This is a genomic window from Solwaraspora sp. WMMB762, assembly GCF_049179115.1.
In the GTDB taxonomy this organism is placed as follows: domain Bacteria; phylum Actinomycetota; class Actinomycetes; order Mycobacteriales; family Micromonosporaceae; genus Micromonospora_E.
This window is the reverse complement of the sequence record NZ_JBMHMD010000001.1, coordinates 1493463-1511268: the sequence shown is the minus strand read 5'-3', so window position 1 is coordinate 1511268 and position 17806 is coordinate 1493463. Positions and strand designations below refer to the sequence as shown.

General features: G+C 72.8%; 14 protein-coding genes. 12 read left to right on the top strand and 2 right to left on the bottom strand.

Features of this window, described 5'->3' with window-relative positions; translation table 11 throughout:
- Positions 1-153: 153 nt before the first annotated feature.
- The 11 genes from ACN27J_RS06755 to ACN27J_RS06705 all read left to right on the top strand — a co-directional run bounded on the left by ACN27J_RS06755 (position 154) and on the right by ACN27J_RS06705 (position 11584).
- Entirely contained in the window at positions 154-1404 is a 1251-nt protein-coding gene (locus ACN27J_RS06755) for an acetyl-CoA C-acetyltransferase (protein WP_421372132.1), read from the top strand.
- 97 nt (positions 1405-1501) lie between these two features.
- Positions 1502-2359 (top strand): CoA transferase subunit A, encoded by an 858-nt coding sequence (locus tag ACN27J_RS06750; protein ID WP_421364576.1) that lies wholly within the window; start codon positions 1502-1504, stop codon positions 2357-2359.
- A complete protein-coding gene (locus tag ACN27J_RS06745) occupies positions 2356-3120 on the top strand; it encodes a CoA-transferase subunit beta (RefSeq protein WP_421364574.1) in 765 nt (254 codons plus the stop codon). Before ACN27J_RS06750 ends, ACN27J_RS06745 begins: the two co-directional genes overlap by 4 nt.
- Positions 3117-4235 (top strand): NAD(P)H-dependent flavin oxidoreductase, encoded by a 1119-nt coding sequence (locus ACN27J_RS06740; RefSeq protein ID WP_421364572.1) that lies wholly within the window; start codon positions 3117-3119, stop codon positions 4233-4235. Before ACN27J_RS06745 ends, ACN27J_RS06740 begins: the two co-directional genes overlap by 4 nt.
- Positions 4222-5058 carry an SDR family oxidoreductase gene (locus ACN27J_RS06735; RefSeq protein ID WP_421364570.1) on the top strand — a complete coding sequence of 279 codons (837 nt, stop codon included), beginning with the start codon at positions 4222-4224 and terminating at the stop codon, positions 5056-5058. Before ACN27J_RS06740 ends, ACN27J_RS06735 begins: the two co-directional genes overlap by 14 nt.
- Positions 5059-5092: 34 nt before the next feature.
- Positions 5093-5893 (top strand): enoyl-CoA hydratase family protein, encoded by an 801-nt coding sequence (locus ACN27J_RS06730; RefSeq protein ID WP_421372131.1) that lies wholly within the window; start codon positions 5093-5095, stop codon positions 5891-5893.
- Positions 5894-5896: 3 nt separating this feature from the next.
- A complete protein-coding gene (locus ACN27J_RS06725; protein WP_421364569.1) occupies positions 5897-7036 on the top strand; it encodes an acyl-CoA dehydrogenase family protein in 1140 nt (379 codons plus the stop codon).
- Positions 7037-7048: 12 nt separating this feature from the next.
- On the top strand, positions 7049-8095 hold the full coding sequence (locus tag ACN27J_RS06720) for an acyl-CoA dehydrogenase family protein (protein ID WP_421364567.1): 1047 nt from the start codon (positions 7049-7051) through the stop codon (positions 8093-8095).
- Positions 8096-8175: 80 nt separating this feature from the next.
- On the top strand, positions 8176-9012 hold the full coding sequence (locus tag ACN27J_RS06715) for an enoyl-CoA hydratase (RefSeq protein WP_421372130.1): 837 nt from the start codon (positions 8176-8178) through the stop codon (positions 9010-9012).
- Positions 9012-9917 (top strand): TIGR03619 family F420-dependent LLM class oxidoreductase, encoded by a 906-nt coding sequence (locus ACN27J_RS06710; protein WP_421364566.1) that lies wholly within the window; start codon positions 9012-9014, stop codon positions 9915-9917. The genes ACN27J_RS06715 and ACN27J_RS06710 overlap by 1 nt, the downstream gene beginning before the upstream one ends.
- Positions 9914-11584 carry a class I adenylate-forming enzyme family protein gene (locus tag ACN27J_RS06705; RefSeq protein ID WP_421364564.1) on the top strand — a complete coding sequence of 557 codons (1671 nt, stop codon included), beginning with the start codon at positions 9914-9916 and terminating at the stop codon, positions 11582-11584. Before ACN27J_RS06710 ends, ACN27J_RS06705 begins: the two co-directional genes overlap by 4 nt.
- Positions 11585-11639: 55 nt before the next feature.
- Here the strand turns inward: ACN27J_RS06705 and ACN27J_RS06700 are convergent, their stop codons facing one another.
- Entirely contained in the window at positions 11640-12308 is a 669-nt protein-coding gene (locus ACN27J_RS06700; RefSeq protein WP_421364562.1) for a cysteine hydrolase family protein, read from the bottom strand.
- A gap of 207 nt (positions 12309-12515) precedes the next feature.
- Positions 12516-16325, bottom strand: a complete 3810-nt coding sequence (locus ACN27J_RS06695) for an endo-1,4-beta-xylanase (protein WP_421364560.1) — start codon at positions 16323-16325, stop codon at positions 12516-12518.
- Positions 16326-16570: 245 nt separating this feature from the next.
- On the opposite strand from ACN27J_RS06695, the gene ACN27J_RS06690 reads away from it, so the two are divergent.
- Positions 16571-17800, top strand: coding sequence for a cellulose-binding domain-containing protein (locus ACN27J_RS06690; RefSeq protein WP_421364559.1), 1230 nt, complete (start codon positions 16571-16573; stop codon positions 17798-17800).
- Positions 17801-17806: the final 6 nt, after the last annotated feature.

Genomic DNA, 17806 nt, shown 5'->3' with positions numbered 1-17806 from the left:
CGGACGCGGGGCCGGCCGAGGTTGCCCGACGCTAACCCCGCTTCTGTTCAGAAGAATCTGCGTTGACCGGCGTTTCTGGTCAGCAGAACGACAGCCGGTTGCCGGGCTGCCGGTCATGTCGACCATGGCGTACCAAGCGCTTGTTAGGGTACGCTGCCCGCCATGTCGCCCCGAGACTCCGCAACCCCGCAGGCCGTTATCGTCGCCGCCGCCCGCTCGCCGATCGGCCGGGCGCGCAAGGGCTCGCTCGCCACGCTGCGCCCCGACGACCTCGCCGTGGACATCACTCGGGCCGCGCTGGCGCAGGTGCCCGCCCTGGACCCGGCACAGGTGCAGGACGTCCTGCTCGGTTGCGCCCAGCCGGCCGGCGAACACGGCCACAACCTGGCCCGGATGGTCGCCGTCGGGTTGGGCCTGGACGGCACCCCGGGCACCACCGTGCAGCGCTACTGCGCCTCGTCGGTGCAGACCACCCGGATGGCGTTCCACGCGATCCGGGCCGGGGAGGGCGATGTCTTCGTCTCCGCCGGTGTGGAAATGGTCTCCCGGTACGACGCCGGCAAGTCGGACAATCTGCCGGGGACCCGCAACGAGCGGTACGCGGCCGCCGGTGCCCGCAGCGCGGCGCGCGCCGCCGGCGACGGCGGGCGGTGGCGGGACCCCCGGGACACCGGGGCGTTGCCGGATCCGTACATCGCGATGGGCGAGACCGCCGAGAACGTCGCGCAGGTGTACGGGGTGAGCCGGGCCGACCAGGACGAGTTCGCGGTGCGCAGCCAGAACCTGGCCGAGCAGGCGATCGCCGACGGCTTCTACGCCCGCGACATCACCCCGGTGACGTTGCCGGACGGCACGGTCGTCGACCGCGACGACGGCCCCCGCCCCGGGGTGCGGTTGGCGTCGGTCGCCGCGCTCAAGCCGGTGTTCCGCCCGGACGGCACGGTCACCGCCGGGAACTGCTGCCCGCTCAACGACGGTGCCGCGGCTCTGGTGGTGATGAGCGCCGCCCGGGCGGCCGAGCTGGGCGTCACCCCGCTGGCCCGGATCGTGGCCACCGGTGTCTCCGCGCTCAGTCCGGAGATCATGGGCCTCGGCCCGGTGGAGGCGACCCGGCGGGCGTTGGGGCACGCCGGGCTGACCGTCGGCGACATCGACCTGGTGGAGATCAACGAGGCCTTCGCCGCCCAGGTGCTGCCCTGCGTGCGGCTGCTCGGCATCGATCCCGACCGGGTGAACGTCAACGGCGGGGCGATCGCGGTGGGTCACCCGTTCGGGATGACCGGTGCCCGGATCACCACCACCCTGATCCGGGCGCTGCGCGAACGTGACCGGCAGTTCGGGCTGGTCACCATGTGCGCCGCCGGTGGCCAGGGCATGGCGATGGTGATCGAACGGGCGAGCTGAACCCGGGCTGGTCAACCAATCAAGCGCTTGGTACATTGCGGGTGCGCCGGTTCCGGCGTACCCGCACCCGTGACCAGCCAGGATCGAGTAGGTGGCGATGACCGACAAACGGATGACCGCCGAGCAGGTGGTGAGCGAACTGCGCTCCGGCATGACCATCGGCATCGGCGGCTGGGGCTCGCGCCGCAAGCCGATGTCCCTGGTCCGGGCGATCCTGCGGTCGGACCTCGAGGACCTGACCGTCGTCACCTACGGCGGCCCCGACGCCGGCCTGCTGCTCGCCGCCGGCAAGGTCCGCCGGCTGGTGTACGGCTTCGTCTCGCTCGACTCGATCCCGCTGGAGCCGCACTTCCGGGCCGCCCGCCAGGCCGGCGCCGTCGAGGCCGTCGAGTACGACGAGGGCATGCTCTACCTCGGCCTGTACGCCGCCGCCTGCCGACTGCCGTTCCTGCCCACCCGGGTCGGACTCGGCTCCGACCTGATGCGGATCAACCCCGACCTGCGGACCGTGCGCTCGCCGTACGACGACGAGGAACTGCTCGCCGTGCCGGCGCTGCGGCTGGACGCCGCCCTGGTCCACCTGCACCGCGCCGACATCCACGGCAACGCCCTCTGTCTCGGGCCCGACCCGTACTTCGACGACCTGTACTGCGCGGCCGCCGACCGCGCCTACGTCTCCTGCGAACAGGTCGTGCCGACCGAGCAGCTCACCCCGGCGTCGGCGGTGCTGGTGCGCCGCCACCAGGTCCGCGGCGTGGTGCCGGCCGCGCGCGGGGCCCACTTCACCTCGTGCGACCCGGACTACCCGCGCGACGAACCCTTCCAGCGGGAGTACGCCGCGGCGGCCGGCACCGAGCGGTGGACCGCGTTCCGGGACCGCTACCTCGACACCGACGAGGCCGGCTACCAGCGGGCCGTCGCCGACCGCAACGAGTGGACGGAGGTGGCCCGGTGAGCGCACCGGCCGAACCGACCCGCGCCGAGGTGTGTGTGGTCGCCTGCGCCGAGGCGTGGCGCGGCGACGGGGAGATCCTGGCCAGCCCGATCGGACTGGTGCCGACGATCGGCGCCCGGCTGGCCCGGGCCACCTTCTCCCCGGATCTGCTGCTCACCGACGGTGAGGCCGCGCTCGGTGTGGGCACCTGGCCGGTCGGCGGATCCCCGGCACAGACCGAGGGGGCGCTGCCGTTCCGGCAGATCTTCGAGCTGATCTGGTCCGGCCGCCGGCACGTGATGATGGGACCGGGCCAGATCGACCGGTACGGCAACATCAACATCTCGGCGATCGGCGACTTCCACCGGCCCAAGGTGGCGCTGCTCGGAGTACGGGGCGCGCCGGGCAACACGGTCAGCCACCCGTGCAGCTACTGGGTGCCCCGGCACAGCCGCCGGACCTTCGTCGAGCAGGTCGACCTGGTCTGCGGCATCGGCTACGACCGGGCCGCGGCGGCCGGGACGTCCGCGTCGCGCTTCCACCAGCTGCGTCGGGTGGTCAGCGACCTCGGGGTCTTCGACTTCACCGGCCCGGACCACCGGATGCGACTGGTCTCGACGCATCCCGGCGTCACCGTCGAACAGGTCCACGAGGCGACCGGGTTCGAGCTGTGGACCGGCGGGGAGGTGCCGCAGACCCGGCTGCCGACGGCGCAGGAGCTGACCCTCATCCGTACCGTCATCGACCCGGCCGGCCACCGCGACGCCGAGGTGCGGCGATGACCGACCGCCCGGCGCGGCCGGCCGCCGGCCCGACGCCGACCCACCCGGCGCTGCGCACCCCGATCTGCGAACTGTTCGGGGTGCGCTACCCGATCGTGCAGACCGGCATGGGCTTCGTCTCCGGCCCCCGGCTGGTCGCCGCCACCGCCGAGGCCGGCGGGCTGGGCATTCTCGCCGGCGCCACCCTCGACCTGCCCGACCTGGCCACCGCGATAGCCGAGATCCGGCGGAACACGACGCGGCCGTTCGGGGTGAACGTGCGGGCCGACGCCGCCGACGCCGCGCAGCGGATCGACCTGCTGATCCGGGAGAACGTCCGGGTCGCCTCGTTCGCCCTGGCCCCGAAGCCGGAGCTGATCGCCCGGCTGCGCGACGCCGGGGTACGGGTGGTGCCGTCGGTCGGCGCCCGCCGGCACGCCGAGAAGGTGGCCGCCTGGGGCGCCGACGCGGTCATCGTGCAGGGCGGCGAGGGCGGCGGCCACACCGGAGCGGTCCCGACCAGTCTGCTGCTGCCGCAGGTGGCCGACGCCGTCGACATCCCGGTGATCGGTGCCGGCGGGTTCTTCGACGGCCGGGGGCTGGTCGCCGCCCTCGCCTACGGCGCGGCCGGGGTGGCGATGGGCACCCGGTTCCTGCTCACCAGCGACAGCACGGTCAGCCCGCAGGTACTGCGGCGCTACCTCGCCGCCGGGTTGGACGGCACCGTGGTCACCCGGGCGCTCGACGGCGTACCACAGCGGGTGCTGCGCACCGACTTCATCGACCGGCTGGAACGCGCCGGGCCGGCACGCCGGCTGGTCCGCTCGGTCCGCAGCGCCGCCCGGTTCCGGCGGCTCACCGGCACCTCGTGGCGGCACCTGCTCACCGAGGGCCGGGCGATGCGCCGCAACCGGGAGCTGACCTGGGGCCAGGTGCTGCTCGCCGCGAACACCCCGATGCTGCTGCGGGCCGCGATGGTCGACGGCCGGGCCGACCTCGGGGTGATGGCGACCGGGCAGGTGACCGGGCTCATCGACGACCTGCCCAGCTGCGCCGAACTGATCGACCGGATCGTCGCCGAGGCGTCGGCGGTGCTGGACGGACTGCAGGAGGGACGAGCCGATGGCGACCGTTGAACCACCGACCGGACGCACGTCCACCGGGCCGCGCCCGCCCGGCGGGGCGGCCGGGCCGCCGCCGCCCGCCGGGCACGGCCTGCTCGCCGGCCGGACCGTGCTGGTCACCGCCGCCGCCGGCACCGGCATCGGCGCGGCGACCGCCCGACGCTGCGCCGAGGAGGGCGCCCGGGTGGCGATCAGCGACCGGCACGAGACCCGGCTGCGGGCGACCGCCACCGAGATCGCCGCCGCCACCGGTGTCGAACCCCTCGCCGTCGTCTGCGACGTGACCGTCGAATCCCAGGTCCAAGCCATGATCGACCAGGTCGTCGCCGGCTACGGCCAGCTCGACGTGCTGGTCAACAACGCCGGCCTGGGCGGCACCGCCCGGATCACCGAGATGACCGACGACCAGTGGCACCGGGTCCTGGACGTCACCCTCACCGGCACCTTCCGGTGCACCCGCGCCGCGCTGCGGCACATGATGCCGCGCGGCAGCGGCGTGATCGTCAACAACGCCTCCGTACTCGGCTGGCGGGCCCAGCAGGGCCAGGCGCACTACGCCGCGGCCAAGGCCGGGGTGATGGCGCTGACCCGGTGCAGCGCCGTGGAGGCCGCCGAGGCCGGGGTCCGGGTGAACGCCGTCGCGCCGAGCCTCGCCATGCACGCCAACCTGGCCAAGGTCACCGACGACGCCCTGCTGGCCACGCTGGCCGACCGGGAGGCGTTCGGCCGGGCCGCCGAACCCTGGGAGGTGGCCAACGTGATCGTCTTCCTGGCCAGCGACTACGCCTCGTACCTGGTGGGCGAGGTGCTCTCGGTCAGCAGCCAACACCCGTGAGGAACCGACCATGACATCCACAGCGGACAGCACGATGGTCGTCGCGACCACCGGCACCGACGGAGTGACCGAGATCGTGGTCGACCGGCCGCCGGTCAACGCCCTGCCGGTCGCCGGCTGGTACCGCCTCGCCGAGGCGGTCACCGCCGCCGGCGCCGACCCGGCCACCCGGGTGGTGGTGCTGCGGGCGCAGGGCCGTGGCTTCAACGCCGGCGTCGACATCAAGCAGATCCAGGCCGACCCCGGCAACGACGCGCTGATCGGCGCCAACCGGGGCTGCTTCGCGGCGTTCGCCGCCGTCTACGACTGCCCGGTGCCGGTCGTCGCCGCCGTCCACGGCTTCTGCCTCGGCGGCGGCATCGGCCTGGTCGGCAACGCCGACATCATCGTGGCCAGCGACGACGCCACGTTCGGGCTGCCCGAGGTGGACCGGGGCGCGCTCGGCGCCGCCACCCACCTGTCCCGGCTGGTGCCGCAGCACCGGGCCCGGGCGATGCTCTACACCTCCGCCACCGCCACCGCCGCCGAGCTGCACGCCTACGGCTCGGTGCTGCGCGTGGTCCCCGCCGCCGAGCTGCGGTCCGCCGCGCTGGAGGTCGCCCGGCAGATCGCCGTCAAGGACCCGGCGGTGATCCGGGCGGCCAAGGAATCGCTCAACGGCATCGACCCGTGGGACGTCAAACGCAGCTACCGCTACGAACAGGGCTTCACCTTCGAGTTGAACCTGTCCGGTGTCGCGCACCGGGTCCGCGACGGTTTCGGCGACCGGCCCGCCTCCGGGCCGGCACAGCAACACGGTGCTGGCCGGGCCGCCGACCCGGGCCGGGAGGGCTGACCGATGGACCTGCGTCCGGACCCCGCCGACGAACAGTTCCGCGCCGAGGCCCGCGACTGGCTGCGCGCCCACCGGCCGGCCCGCCCGCTACCCTCCGGTGACACCCGGGCCGGCTTCGCCGCCCACCTGGAATGGGAGCGCACGCTGCACGACGGCGGCTGGTCGGTGGTCTCCTGGCCGCGCCGCTACGGCGGCCGGGACGCCTCGCTCTGGCAGTGGCTGATCTTCGAGGAGGAGTACGCCGCCGCCGGCGCTCCGCAGCGGGTCACTCAGAACGGCATCTTCCTGCTCGCGCCGACCCTGTTCGAGTTCGGCACCGACGAGCAGCGGGACCGGATCCTCCCGGCGATGGCCGCCGCCGAGCAGCTGTGGTGCCAGGGCTGGTCCGAACCGGAGGCCGGCAGCGACCTGGCCGCGTTGACCAGCCGGGCGGTCCGCGACGACGCGGCCGGCGGGTGGCGGCTGACCGGGCACAAGACGTGGACCACCCGGGGCGCGTTCTGCACCCACCTGTTCGGCCTGTTCCGCACCGACCCGCAGCAGCAGCGGCACCGGGGGCTGACCTACTTCCTGGTGCCGCTGGACGTCCCCGGGGTGACCGTGCGGGGATTCGGCCGGTTCGACGGCGACGAGGGGTTCGCCGACGTCTACCTCGACGACGTGTTCGTCCCCGACGCCGACGTGATCGGCGAGGTCGGGGCCGGCTGGCGGGTGGCGATGGCCACCACCGGCTCCGAACGGGGCCTCACCCTGCGCCCGCCGGGCCGGTTCACTGCGGCCGCCGCCCGGCTGGTCCAGCTGGCCGGCGACCGGCCAGACCGGCTCACCGGCCGGCTGCGCGAGCAGGTGGTACGGGCCTGGCTCGGCGCCCGCGCCTACCACCTGTTCACCCTGGCCCAGGTGACCCGGATGCTTGACGGTGACCCGCCGGGCGCGGCGTCCAGCCTCAACAAGATCCACTGGTCCGAGCTGGACATCGCGCTGCACCGTACCGCCCTCGACCTGCTCGGCCCGGACGCCGAGGTCGACGCCGACTGGACCCGGGGCTTCCAGTTCTCCCTGGCCGGCCCGATCTACGCCGGCACCAACGAGATCCAACGCGGCATCGTCGCCGAGCGGCTGCTCGGCCTGCCCCGACGCTGAGGAGGAGACGGCATGCGGTTCGCCCTCACCGACGAGCAGGCCACGCTGCGCGACGCGGTCGACGACCTGCTCACCGCCGAATGCCCACCGGCGGTGGTCCGCGCCGGCTGGCCCGGCGGTGACCCCGCGCCGCTGGACCGGCTGTGGACCGCGCTCGCTGAGATGGGCCTGCTCGCCGCGATGGTGCCCGAGTCCGCTGGCGGACTCGGACTGACCGAGGTGGACCTGGTGCCGCTGCTCACCGCCGCCGGGTACGCGGCGGTGCCACTGCCGCTGGCCGAGACCGCCGCCGTCGCCGGCCCGCTGCTGGCCGCGGCCGGCGATCCCGGCGGGCAGCTCGCCGCGCTCGTCGAGGGCCGCTGCCGGATCGCCGTCGCCGGGCCGGGCGGCCTGGTCCCGTACGGGCAGCGGGCCGACCTGCTGCTGCTCCTGACCCCACCGGACGGACCCCGACTGGTCCGGCCGGACGAGGTCGCGACCACGCCGGTGCCGACCATGGACGGCAGCCGGGCCGCGCTGCGACTCACCGGCGACCCCGCCGTCGGGCCGTCCGTCGGCACCCGGCTCGACGTGCCGGCGGACCTGCTGGCGCTGACCGCCGACCGGGCCACCCTGGCCGCGTCGGCCCAGCTGGTCGGGCTCGGCCGGCGGATGCTCGACCTCACCGTCGCGCACGTCGGCACCCGCCGCCAGTTCGGCGCCCCGGTCGGCAGCTTCCAGGCGGTGCAGCACCAGCTCGCCGACGCCCTGCTCGGGCTGGAACTCGCCGCCCCGGCCGTGCTCGCCGCCGGCTGGGCGGCCGCCACCGGTGCCGACAGCCGTCCGGCCGATGTCTCGGCCGGCTACCTGCTCGCCGCCGACGCCGCCGAACGGACCGCCCGCGCCGCGCTGCAGTGCCACGGCGCGATCGGCTACACGACCGAGTACGACCTGCACCTGTACGCCAAGCGAGCGTGGGCGCTCGTGGCCGCGACCGCCGGCACCGACCACCACCTCGACCGGCTCGGCACCGCGATCGGACTGCCCGCCGCCACCGCCGAGCAAGGAGGACGACCGTGACCGACGCCGCCGCGAGGCCGCCATCCGCCGACGACCGTACGGCCCACGACGACCGTCGTGCCTCCGCCGACGACGAGGCGGTGGTCCGGTACGCCACCGACGGGCCGGTGGCGGTGGTCACCATGAACCGCCCCCGGTACGCCAACGCGCAGAACTCCGCGATGACCTACGCCCTCGACGACGCCTTCTCCCGGGCAGCCGCCGACGACGACGTACGGGTGGTGGTGCTCGCCGGTGCCGGCAAGCACTTCTCGGCCGGGCACGACATCGGCACCCCCGGGCGCGACGCCGACCGCAGCTTCCCCCGCCGGGCCGGGTTGTGGTGGGACCACGTCGGCAAGGCCGGTGCGGAGAGCCGGTTCGCCCGCGAGTCCGAGGTCTACCTCGGCATGTGCCGGCGCTGGCGGGAACTGCCCAAACCGACCATCGCCATGGTGCAGGGCGCCTGCATCGCCGGCGGTCTGATGCTCGCCTGGTGCTGTGACCTGATCGTCGCCGCCGACGACGCCCGGTTCGCCGATCCGGTGGTACGGATGGGCATCCCCGGCGTCGAGTACTTCGCCCACCCGTGGGTGATGGGACCCCGGTTCGCCAAGGAGTTCCTTTTCCTCGGCGAGCGGGTGGACGCGGACCGGGCGTTGGCCCTCGGCATGGTCAACCGGGTGGTGCCCCGGGCCGAGCTGGAGCCGTACACGATGGAGCTGGCCGGCCGGATCGCCACCATGCCCCGGCTCGGCCTGGCACTGACCAAGAAGGCGGTCAACCAGGCCGAGGACCTGATGGGCCTGCGCGCCGGGATGGACTCGGTGTTCGGTCTGCACCACGTGGCGCACGCGCACAACGCGGAGGTCGGCGACGATCCGCTGGCCGGCCACGACGCCCGCAGCATGCGCGAGCGGACGGACGGTGCCGGCTGATGCGGTTCGACCTGCAGCTGTTCGGTCTGCCGGCCGCCGAGTACGCGTCGCTCGCGGTGCACGCCGAGCAGCTCGGCTTCCACACAGTCTGGCTGGCCGACCACGTGATCACCCCGGCAACCTACGCACCGACCTACCCGTACCGGTCCTCCGGCGACCCCGGCATCCGGCCGAGCACCCCACTGGCCGACGTGACGGTGACGCTCGGCCACCTGGCCGCCCGGACCACCCGGATCCGGCTCGGCACCGGCGTGCTGATCGCCCCGCTGCGGGACCCGTTCCACATCGCCCGTGCCTGGGCCAGCCTGCAACAGCTGTCCGGTGGCCGGGCGGTGCTCGGCGTCGGGGTCGGCTGGATGGCCGAGGAGTTCGCCGCGCTCGGCGCCGACTTCGGCACCCGGGGTGCCCGCGCCGACGAAATGCTGCGGGTGCTCGACCTGCTCTGGTCCGGCCGGCCGGTCGCCCACCACGGGCGGTTCTTCGACTTTCCGACCGTACACTTTGGTGCCGCGCCGCAACCGCCGGTGCCGGTGGTGGTCGGCGGGCACAGCCGGGCCGCGCTGCGTCGGGCGGCCCGGCACGGCGCCGGCTGGTTCGGGCCGGACGTCGACCTGGCGACCTCCGCCCGGCTGTGCGGTCGGATAACCGCGCTACGGGAGGAGCTCGGCCGGGCCGACGACGACTTCACCCACCACGTCCGGCTCTCCGGCGAGATCAGCGTCGCCGCCGTCGAGGCGTACCGCGACGCAGGACTCGACCACCTGGTCGTCGCGCCGTTCACCCGGCTGCCACCGGCGGCCACCCGGGCGGACCGGCTGGCCGCCCTCGACTCCGTCGCCGAGCGGCTCGCGCCGCTGTGGCCCGACCCGGCATCGGCCGGCCGTCCCACAGGAGAGAACGCATGACCGCAGCCACCGGACCGGCCGTCTTCGACCGGGCGACCATCGACGAGTACACCCGGGCCGGGCACTGGGACGACGACACCATCGCGTCGATGGTCGCCCGGCACGCCGCCGCCCGCCCCGACGACCCGGCGTTCTTCGCCACCGACGCCACCCTGAGCTGGTCGGCGTACGACACGCTGAGCACCCGGCTGGCCGGCGGTTACGTGCTGGCCGGCCTGCGGCCGGGGGAGCGGATCGCCACCCTGCTCACCAACGGCGCGCTGGTGCACGTCGCCTACCTGGCGGCGCAGAAGGCCGGCCTGGTGACGGTCGGCATCGGCCCCCGGGCCGGCACTGCCGAGGTACGGCACCTGATCCGGCGTACCCGGGCGACCGCGCTGCTCACCCGGCCGGTGCACCGGGGCCGCGCCGCCGCCGACCTGGCCGCCGAGCTGCGCGCCGGTGCACTCCCGGCCGGTGCACCCCCGGCCGACCCGCCGACGCACCTGACCGTGCGGCTCACCTCGGCCGGCGAGGTCAGCCTGCTGCGCGACGGTGAGCCGCTCCCGCTGCCCGACGTGGCCGCGGCGACCGCCGCCCTCGCCGGCCGCGGCCTCGGCGCCAACGATTTGTTCTTCCTCAACTCCACGTCGGGCACGACCGGGCTGCCCAAGTGCGTGATGCAGACGATGAACACCCGCAAGTATTTCGGGCCGCTCGCGGCCGAGGCCGCCCGGTTCGGTCCGGACGAGGTGTTCGCCAGTGTGCTGCCCGCCCCGTACGGCTTCGGGCAGTGGAGCGGGCACGTGGTGCCGACCATGTACGGCTACCCGACGGTGCTGGCCGAGGAGTTCGACGCGGAGCAGACCTGGCAGCTGATCGAACGGCACCGGGTCACCGTGCTCGCCGCAGTGACCAGCCAGTTCGTGATGATGCTCAACGCCGGTGGGCACGCCGGGCGGGACGTGTCGTCGCTGCGGGTGCTGTTCACCGGCGGGGAGCGGGTGCCGGCCCAGCGGGCGGCGAAGTTCGAGGAGGAGACCGGCTGCGCCGTGCTGCAGTTCTACGGCTCCAACGAGGCCGGACCGATCAGCGTGACCCGGGTCGACGACTCCCGGGAACATCGGCTCGGCACCGCCGGCCGGGTGATCCCGCAGATGCGGGTCCGGCTGTTCGACGCCGACGGTGCCGACGTGACCGCGTCCGGCGGGCCGGGACAGTGCGCCGCCCGGGGGCCCGGGCTGACTCCCGGGTACTACGACGACCCGGACGCCAACCGGCAACTGGTCAACCCGCAGGGCTGGATGCTCACCGGTGACCTGGTGCGGATCGATCCGGCCGGCTACCTGACGGTCACCGGCCGGGTGGCGGACTTCATCATCCGGGGTGGACACAACATCAGCGTGCTGGCCGTCGAGGAGGCGGTCGGCGGCTGCGAACGGGTCGCCCAGGTGGCGGTGGTGCCGGCCGCCGACGAGGTGCTCGGCGAGCGGGCCTGCGCGTACGTGGTGACCACCGACGGGGCCGAGCTGACCCTCGACGAGCTGCGGGCCGAGCTGGCTGCCCGGGGCGTCTCCAAGTACGAGTGGCCGGAACGGCTGGTCACCCTGGCCGAGCTGCCGCTGAGCGCGGGCGGCAAGGCGGACAAGGCCCGGCTGCGGGCCGACGCCGCGAACCGATTCGGCTGACCGGCCGGTACCCCGTCTCGCGACAGTGACGCTGCGCTCGTTGGCCGGTGCGGGGTCAGGAGCCGGACCAGATCGCGATGACCTGATCGCTGGTGGTCCAGTCCTCTGGGGCGAGCAGGGCCCGGAAGGCCGGTTCGCAGGCGGCGGTGAGCTCGGCGTTGTTGTTGGCGACGCAGTCGGCCGGCACGACGGTGAAATAGTCCCGTTCGATCGCGTCGCGGACGGTCGACTCGACACATCCGGTGCCGGCGACACCGGCCACCACCAGGCTGCGGATGTCCCGGCTGCGCAGCAGGTTCTCCAGCTGGGTGCCGACGAACGCGCTGCGCCGCAGCTTCTCGAACACCACGTCGCCCGGCTGCGGGGCGAGCTCGTCCACGATCTCCCAACCCCAGGTGCCCCGCATGCAGTGCAGCGGGTCGAAGCCGTGCCGCAGGTTGTCGGCGAGCCAGACCGGTGAGGCCAGCGACCCGTCGGGATGCTGCACCACCCGGCAGTAGAGCACCGCGACGCCGGCCGTACGGGCGGCGGCGGCGAGTCGGGCGATCGGCGCGACCACGCTCTGAAAGCCGGCCACCATCGCCGTGCCGAAGGCCTTCGCGCAGTATCCGTCGTCGTGCACGAAATCGTTCTGCATGTCAACGACGAGCAGCGCCGTACGGGTCGGTTCGATCTTGAGGTCGAGGCGGTCGGGCAGGACATGACCGAGGTAGCTGCGGGCCATCGGAGCTCCCGGGGATCGGCGGTGCGCGGGTGCCCGGGGTCCCACCGGGCATCTGCCAAGCAAGTGCTTGGTTGACCTGATGGTATGCCCGGCCCGGTCGACCGGGCAATGCCCCGGCCCGGCAACCCGCCCGCCGACGGAGACCCGGGGCGATCCGGTGGCACCCAGGGGCGCGCCGACGACCGTCGACGCGCCCCCGGGCAGCGGTCACCAGGTGGCGCAGTACCCGACGCTGAACGTCCGGGCACCAGCCTTCAACGTCCGGTTCCAGTCCACGCCGGTGATCCGCCAGGTCCCGTCGCCGAATGACTCCCGCTCGAAGTTCCACGCGGTGTAGATGTCGCCGGGCAGCTCGACCGCCGCCCGCCAGTCGACCGGCTGATCGGTGGCGTTGCTGGCGACGATCTCCGTGCAGTACCCGCCGCCGCTGTCCGAGTCCCACTGCGTGATCGGCTCGAACGTCACGTCGACGTTGGTGCCGTCGACCAGCCGGCCGACCCCCCACCGTGCGGTCGTCTGGTAGCCGACGCCGTCGGACTCGGCCCAGTTGCGGATCGCCGTACGGGCACCGTCGGCGGCGTCGTTGACCTGGAAGTCCAGCCCATGGAAGGTGTCCAGACCGCCGTACTCCAGCAGGCTGATCGCCGCCTCGACGGTGTAGCCCGTCTCGGTGCGCACCGCCGCGCTGGTCAACCGGCCGGCCTGGAACGCCTCGTCACCGGTGCCGAACGAGACGACGTTGTCGGCGTTGATCCGGATCTGCGTGTCGTCGTAGCGGTACGGGCCGTTCTTCGCGTTGCCGGCGTCGACGTAGATCTCCACCGAGTCCTGCGTCCACGGATCGGAGCCGGTGACGTCGACCACCGGGTCGGCCACCTCGGCCAGCACGTACAACGTCTGGTCCTGCCACAGGGTCCGCACGGTGGCCACCGCCCCGTCGGTGCCGGATACCTGCTTGGCGGTGGTGACCTGGTTCGCGTGCGACCAGCCCGCGTCTACCGTGCCGTCGACGACCGGCGCGGTCGGCGTCCGGACGACCTCCAGGTAGGACAGCTCCTCGACCAGGGTGAGGGTGCCGACGGTGCCGGCCGTGGCCCATCCGGTCGTGGTGTCGTCGTCGGTGATCCGCAGGTCGAAGGGGACGGTGCTGTCTTCGGCCGGATCGGTCAGCGGCAGGTGCGCGACGACGGCGTAGCCACCGTCCCGCTCGGTCACCACCGCCGGTACGTCCCCCGACCCGTCCCGGGACACCGGGTACAGCTCGCCGTCGAGCACGAACTCGACCCGGTCGTCCGGCGACGCGGTGGGGTCGGTGACCGAGACGTACGCGGTCAGCCGGTCGGCCGACCAACGCAGTTGGAATCCCGCCGTTTCCTCCACCGGGTGCAGGGGCAGCTTGCGCCAGGTGAGGTCCGAGGTGGCCCCGTCGGACAACGCGACGTCGCCGGCGAAGACGTTCGCGGTGCGCAGCCGGGCCGGCAGCTCCGCGTCGACCGCGCCGTAGTACGCCGGCTTGGCCTGGTATCCGTCGTCGAACAGCAGCGGGGCGCCGCTGTCAGAGCGCCACGACCGACCGTCGGTCAGCCCCCACACGGTGACGACGGCCAGTTCATCGGTGTACGCCCGGAAGATCCGGAACGCGTCCCGCAGAAAATAGCCCTGCTCGATCAGGTTGGCCTGGGTCACCGGGGTACCGATGGTGACGTCGAGCTCGGTGACCGCCTGAACCACCGGCAGACCGGCGAACCTCTCCAGCGTGGTTTCGAGGCTGCCGACCGGTGTCGACAGCGACACGTGGAACTGGTGTCCCACCCCGTCCAGCGGCACGCCTCGGTCGAGCAGCCGCTGCACGAGCGCGTGATAGCGCGCCTGCTTGCCGCTCTGCTCGGTGTTGTAGTCGTTGATGAACAGAGTGACCGGATCGGTGTCGGCCACCGCGTACACGTCGTTGAACGCCTCGTCGGCGTACTGGAACGACAGGTCGATGAACTCCTCGCCGAGGATCCGGTACCACTCGCTGCGGCGCAGGCCGTCGGCGTACTCGCCGCTGTCGCTGACCACCTCGTTGACCACGTCGAACGCGTTCAGCGGGTTGGTGTCGGAGCCGAACCGGCCGTACCGGTCGCTCAGCGACTCGGCCACCGCGAAGATATGCCCGCGCAGCCGGTCGCGCAGCACCTGCTGGTCGGCGGCCGACGAACTCAACGGCTCGCCGTCGGCGTCCTGGAACATCCACTCGGGGGTCTGGCTGTGCCAGACCAGCACGTGCCCGTACACGCCGAGCTCGTTGGCCTGCGCGAAGTCCATCATCGCGATCGCCTGCTCGTGTGGCCGGAAGTTGCGGTCCGCGTCGTACCACGCCTCCGGCTTCATGTGGTTCTCCGGTGTGACGTTGGTGAAGTGCCGGGTCAGCAACTCGGCGGCGGACCCGACGGTCTCCCGGCTGTCGATCGCGACGCCGACCGGGAAGTTGGTGGTCTCGTGGATCCCGGTGAGGTCCTCGACGACCGGTGGCTCGGGCACCCGCACCACGACGTCGTCGAGCAGGAAGTCGCTGGTGTTGCCGGTGACGTCCGCGCCCTGCCAGCTGGTCTCGAAGTAGAGGAACGCGCTGGTGAAGGTCGGCGCGGTGAAGCTCGCGGTCACTTCGGTCCACCCGTCATCGGTGACCGTGTCGAACTGGGCGAGGGTGCTGAACGACTCGCTGCCGTCGGCGGTGGTGGCGGCAATGCTCAACCAGATCGCGTCGGTCGGCTGACCCTGCGCGAACCGCAGCCAGCCGGACAGTTCGTAGCCGACGCCCGGCTCGAACGCGGTGGTGACGTCCCGCCCGATTCCGGCGCCCTGGTTGACCCGGTCGGTGACGAGCGCGGCCGTCGCGCCGCCGTGCGCGACGTCGGTCAACTCGACGGTCGGTGCTCCCGGGCCACCGTCGCGCGGCCCCCAACCGTCGAGGCCGTCCTCGAAGTCGCTGTCGATGACGACGGTGCCCGGCGGCGGCCCGCCCGGCCCGGTGTCCGGCGCGGTGATCAGGATGTCGTCGACCAGGTACGTGGCGGTGGCCTCGGCGGCCTCCAGGTAGACCTGGTACGTGGCCGGGTCGGCGTCGGCCGGCACGGTGAACTCGCCGGTCACCGTGGTCCAGTCGTCGGCGGTGACCGTGGTGTCGCCGATCCAGTCGTAGTCCGGCTTCATGACGAACCGGAATCCGGACGACGCCGGCCCGTCCGGGGCCAGCCGGACGCGCGCCGAGAAGGTGTAGGTGACGCCGGCGGTGAAGATTCCGGTCGGGCTCTGCAGCCCGTCGAACCCTTCGACACGGTCGCTGACCCGCAGCGCCCGGCCGTCGTCGGTGTCCACGACGGTCAGGGTGGGGCCACCGCTGGCGGACCAGGTGCCGGTGGTGCCGTCCTCGAAGTCGACCGCGCTCACCGTGACCACGCCGGGAGTCTCGTCGGGGCCGGTGACGAGAACGTCGTCGAGCAGGAAGGGGGTGGTCCCGGCGGCTTCGACGTACAGCGTCGCCGAGGCCAGGCCCGCCGGCATGGTGTACTCACCGCCGATCCGCACCCAGCTGTCGGCGGTGGTCTCGGCCTCGTCGCCGATCCAGGTGTACGTGTCGTCGCCGCCGTCGGCCGGGGTGGCGGCGACGGTGAAGTGGACACCGGCCGCGCCGTCGGTGCCGGCCGGCAGCTTCACCCAGGCGGTGACCGAGTAGGCGACGCCGGGCGAGAACAGGTCGGTCGCGCTGGTCGCGGGGCCCTGCCAGTCGGCGGTACGGCCGGTGACCGACAGACTGCTCGCGCTGTCCCGACCTTCCTCGGCGATCGCCAGCGTCACGTCACCGCGGGGGCCCCACGGTGCGTACGAGCCGGATTCGAAGTCGTTGGCGAGCACCGTGGTGTCCGCCGTCGCGGCCGGGGCGGTCGCGATCGTGGCCACCAGCGCGGCCGCGCAGGCCGCGGCGAGGGCGGCCGGTCGCGCAGGGGGACGGGGTGGGTGGTATCTGAGGCGCATGAAGGCTCCTGCACGGACGTACGTACGTGTGGTCGGTGCCTGGTGAATCGCGCCAGCAGATCCAGACGGCGGAAATGTTAGCCGGGCGGAGCGGGCACGTCGAGGTCCGGTCCATCCCCGGACTGTTCTGACTGCCTCCCTCGCCCTGGCCCAATAATATTGATAGTCTTCGTTCTAAACTAAAACACACCTGCTCACCGGTCGAGCGGGTGTGTGTCCGGTCCATCATCGAAGGGGTCATTGAGATGAGACACACCATCGGATGGCGGGTATCCGCAGCTGCGGCGGCGGCACTCGTCACCGTCAGTGGCGGCGTCCTCGCCCTGACCGCCACCGCCGCCACCGCCGCCTCCGGATGCCGCGTCGACTACCAGATCGCCAGCCAGTGGACTGGCGGATTCGGTGCCACCATCGCCGTCACCAACCTGGGCGACCCCCTCACCGCCTGGCGGCTCACCTGGTCGTTCACCGCCGGGCAGACGGTCACCCAGGCCTGGAACGCCGTGGTGACCCAGTCCGGGGCACAGGTCACCGCCGACAACGCCAGCTACAACGGCAACCTCGCGACCAGCGCCACCGTCTCCTTCGGCTTCAACGGCGCCTGGAGCGACACCAGCAATCCGCCACCGACCGCCTTCGCTCTCAACGGTGTCGCCTGTACCGGCGCGACCACCCCGACCACGGCACCGCCGACCACCGCACCGCCGCCGACCACGCCACCGCCCACCTCCGGTTGGAACCCGCCCGCCCACCTTGTCACCCCGCTCGACCAGGTCTGGCAGCACCAGGAGCAGACCTACAACAACGGCAACCTGTACGCCTTCCGCAACTACGGCTGGGACCAGGTGATGGCCAACCGCGGCTACGTCAGCTACTGCGTCCGCTGGGACTCCACCGCCAGCGTCACCGCCGCTCAGCGTGACCGGATCCACGCCACTCTTGCCCGGCAGCACAAGAAGTGGATGGACACCCTGGTCGGCCACAACGCCTGGCCGTACACCGACGTCCCAGTCCGGGTCGTCGGCTGGGCGGTCCGCGACCGCAACCAGTTGCAGTGGACCGACAACTCCGTCGACATCTACGTCAACGACATCCGGGAGAACGCCCCGCAGTGCGCCACCGGCTGTGGCCGGTTCTTCAACCAGAACGGCCAGTACCCCAACTGTCCCGGCGGCGCCGCACGGCACTACGACCAGTCACTGTGGCTCACCGACGGCTTCGGCGGCGGTGCCGGTGGTGACTGGGGCCAGCGGATGGGCCGCGAGTACTTCATGAACAGTCTCGACGCCGAGAACATGACGATCCTGCTGCACGAGATCGGCCACACCTGGGGTCTCGACGACTTCTACGACTGGACACCCACCGGCGTGGACAACTTCATCATGCGCGCCGGTAGCAGCAGCGCGATCACCGAGTTCGACAAGTGGATGCTCCGCGACTGGTGGCGTCATCTGAAGTCGCGCTACGGCTACTGAAACCGG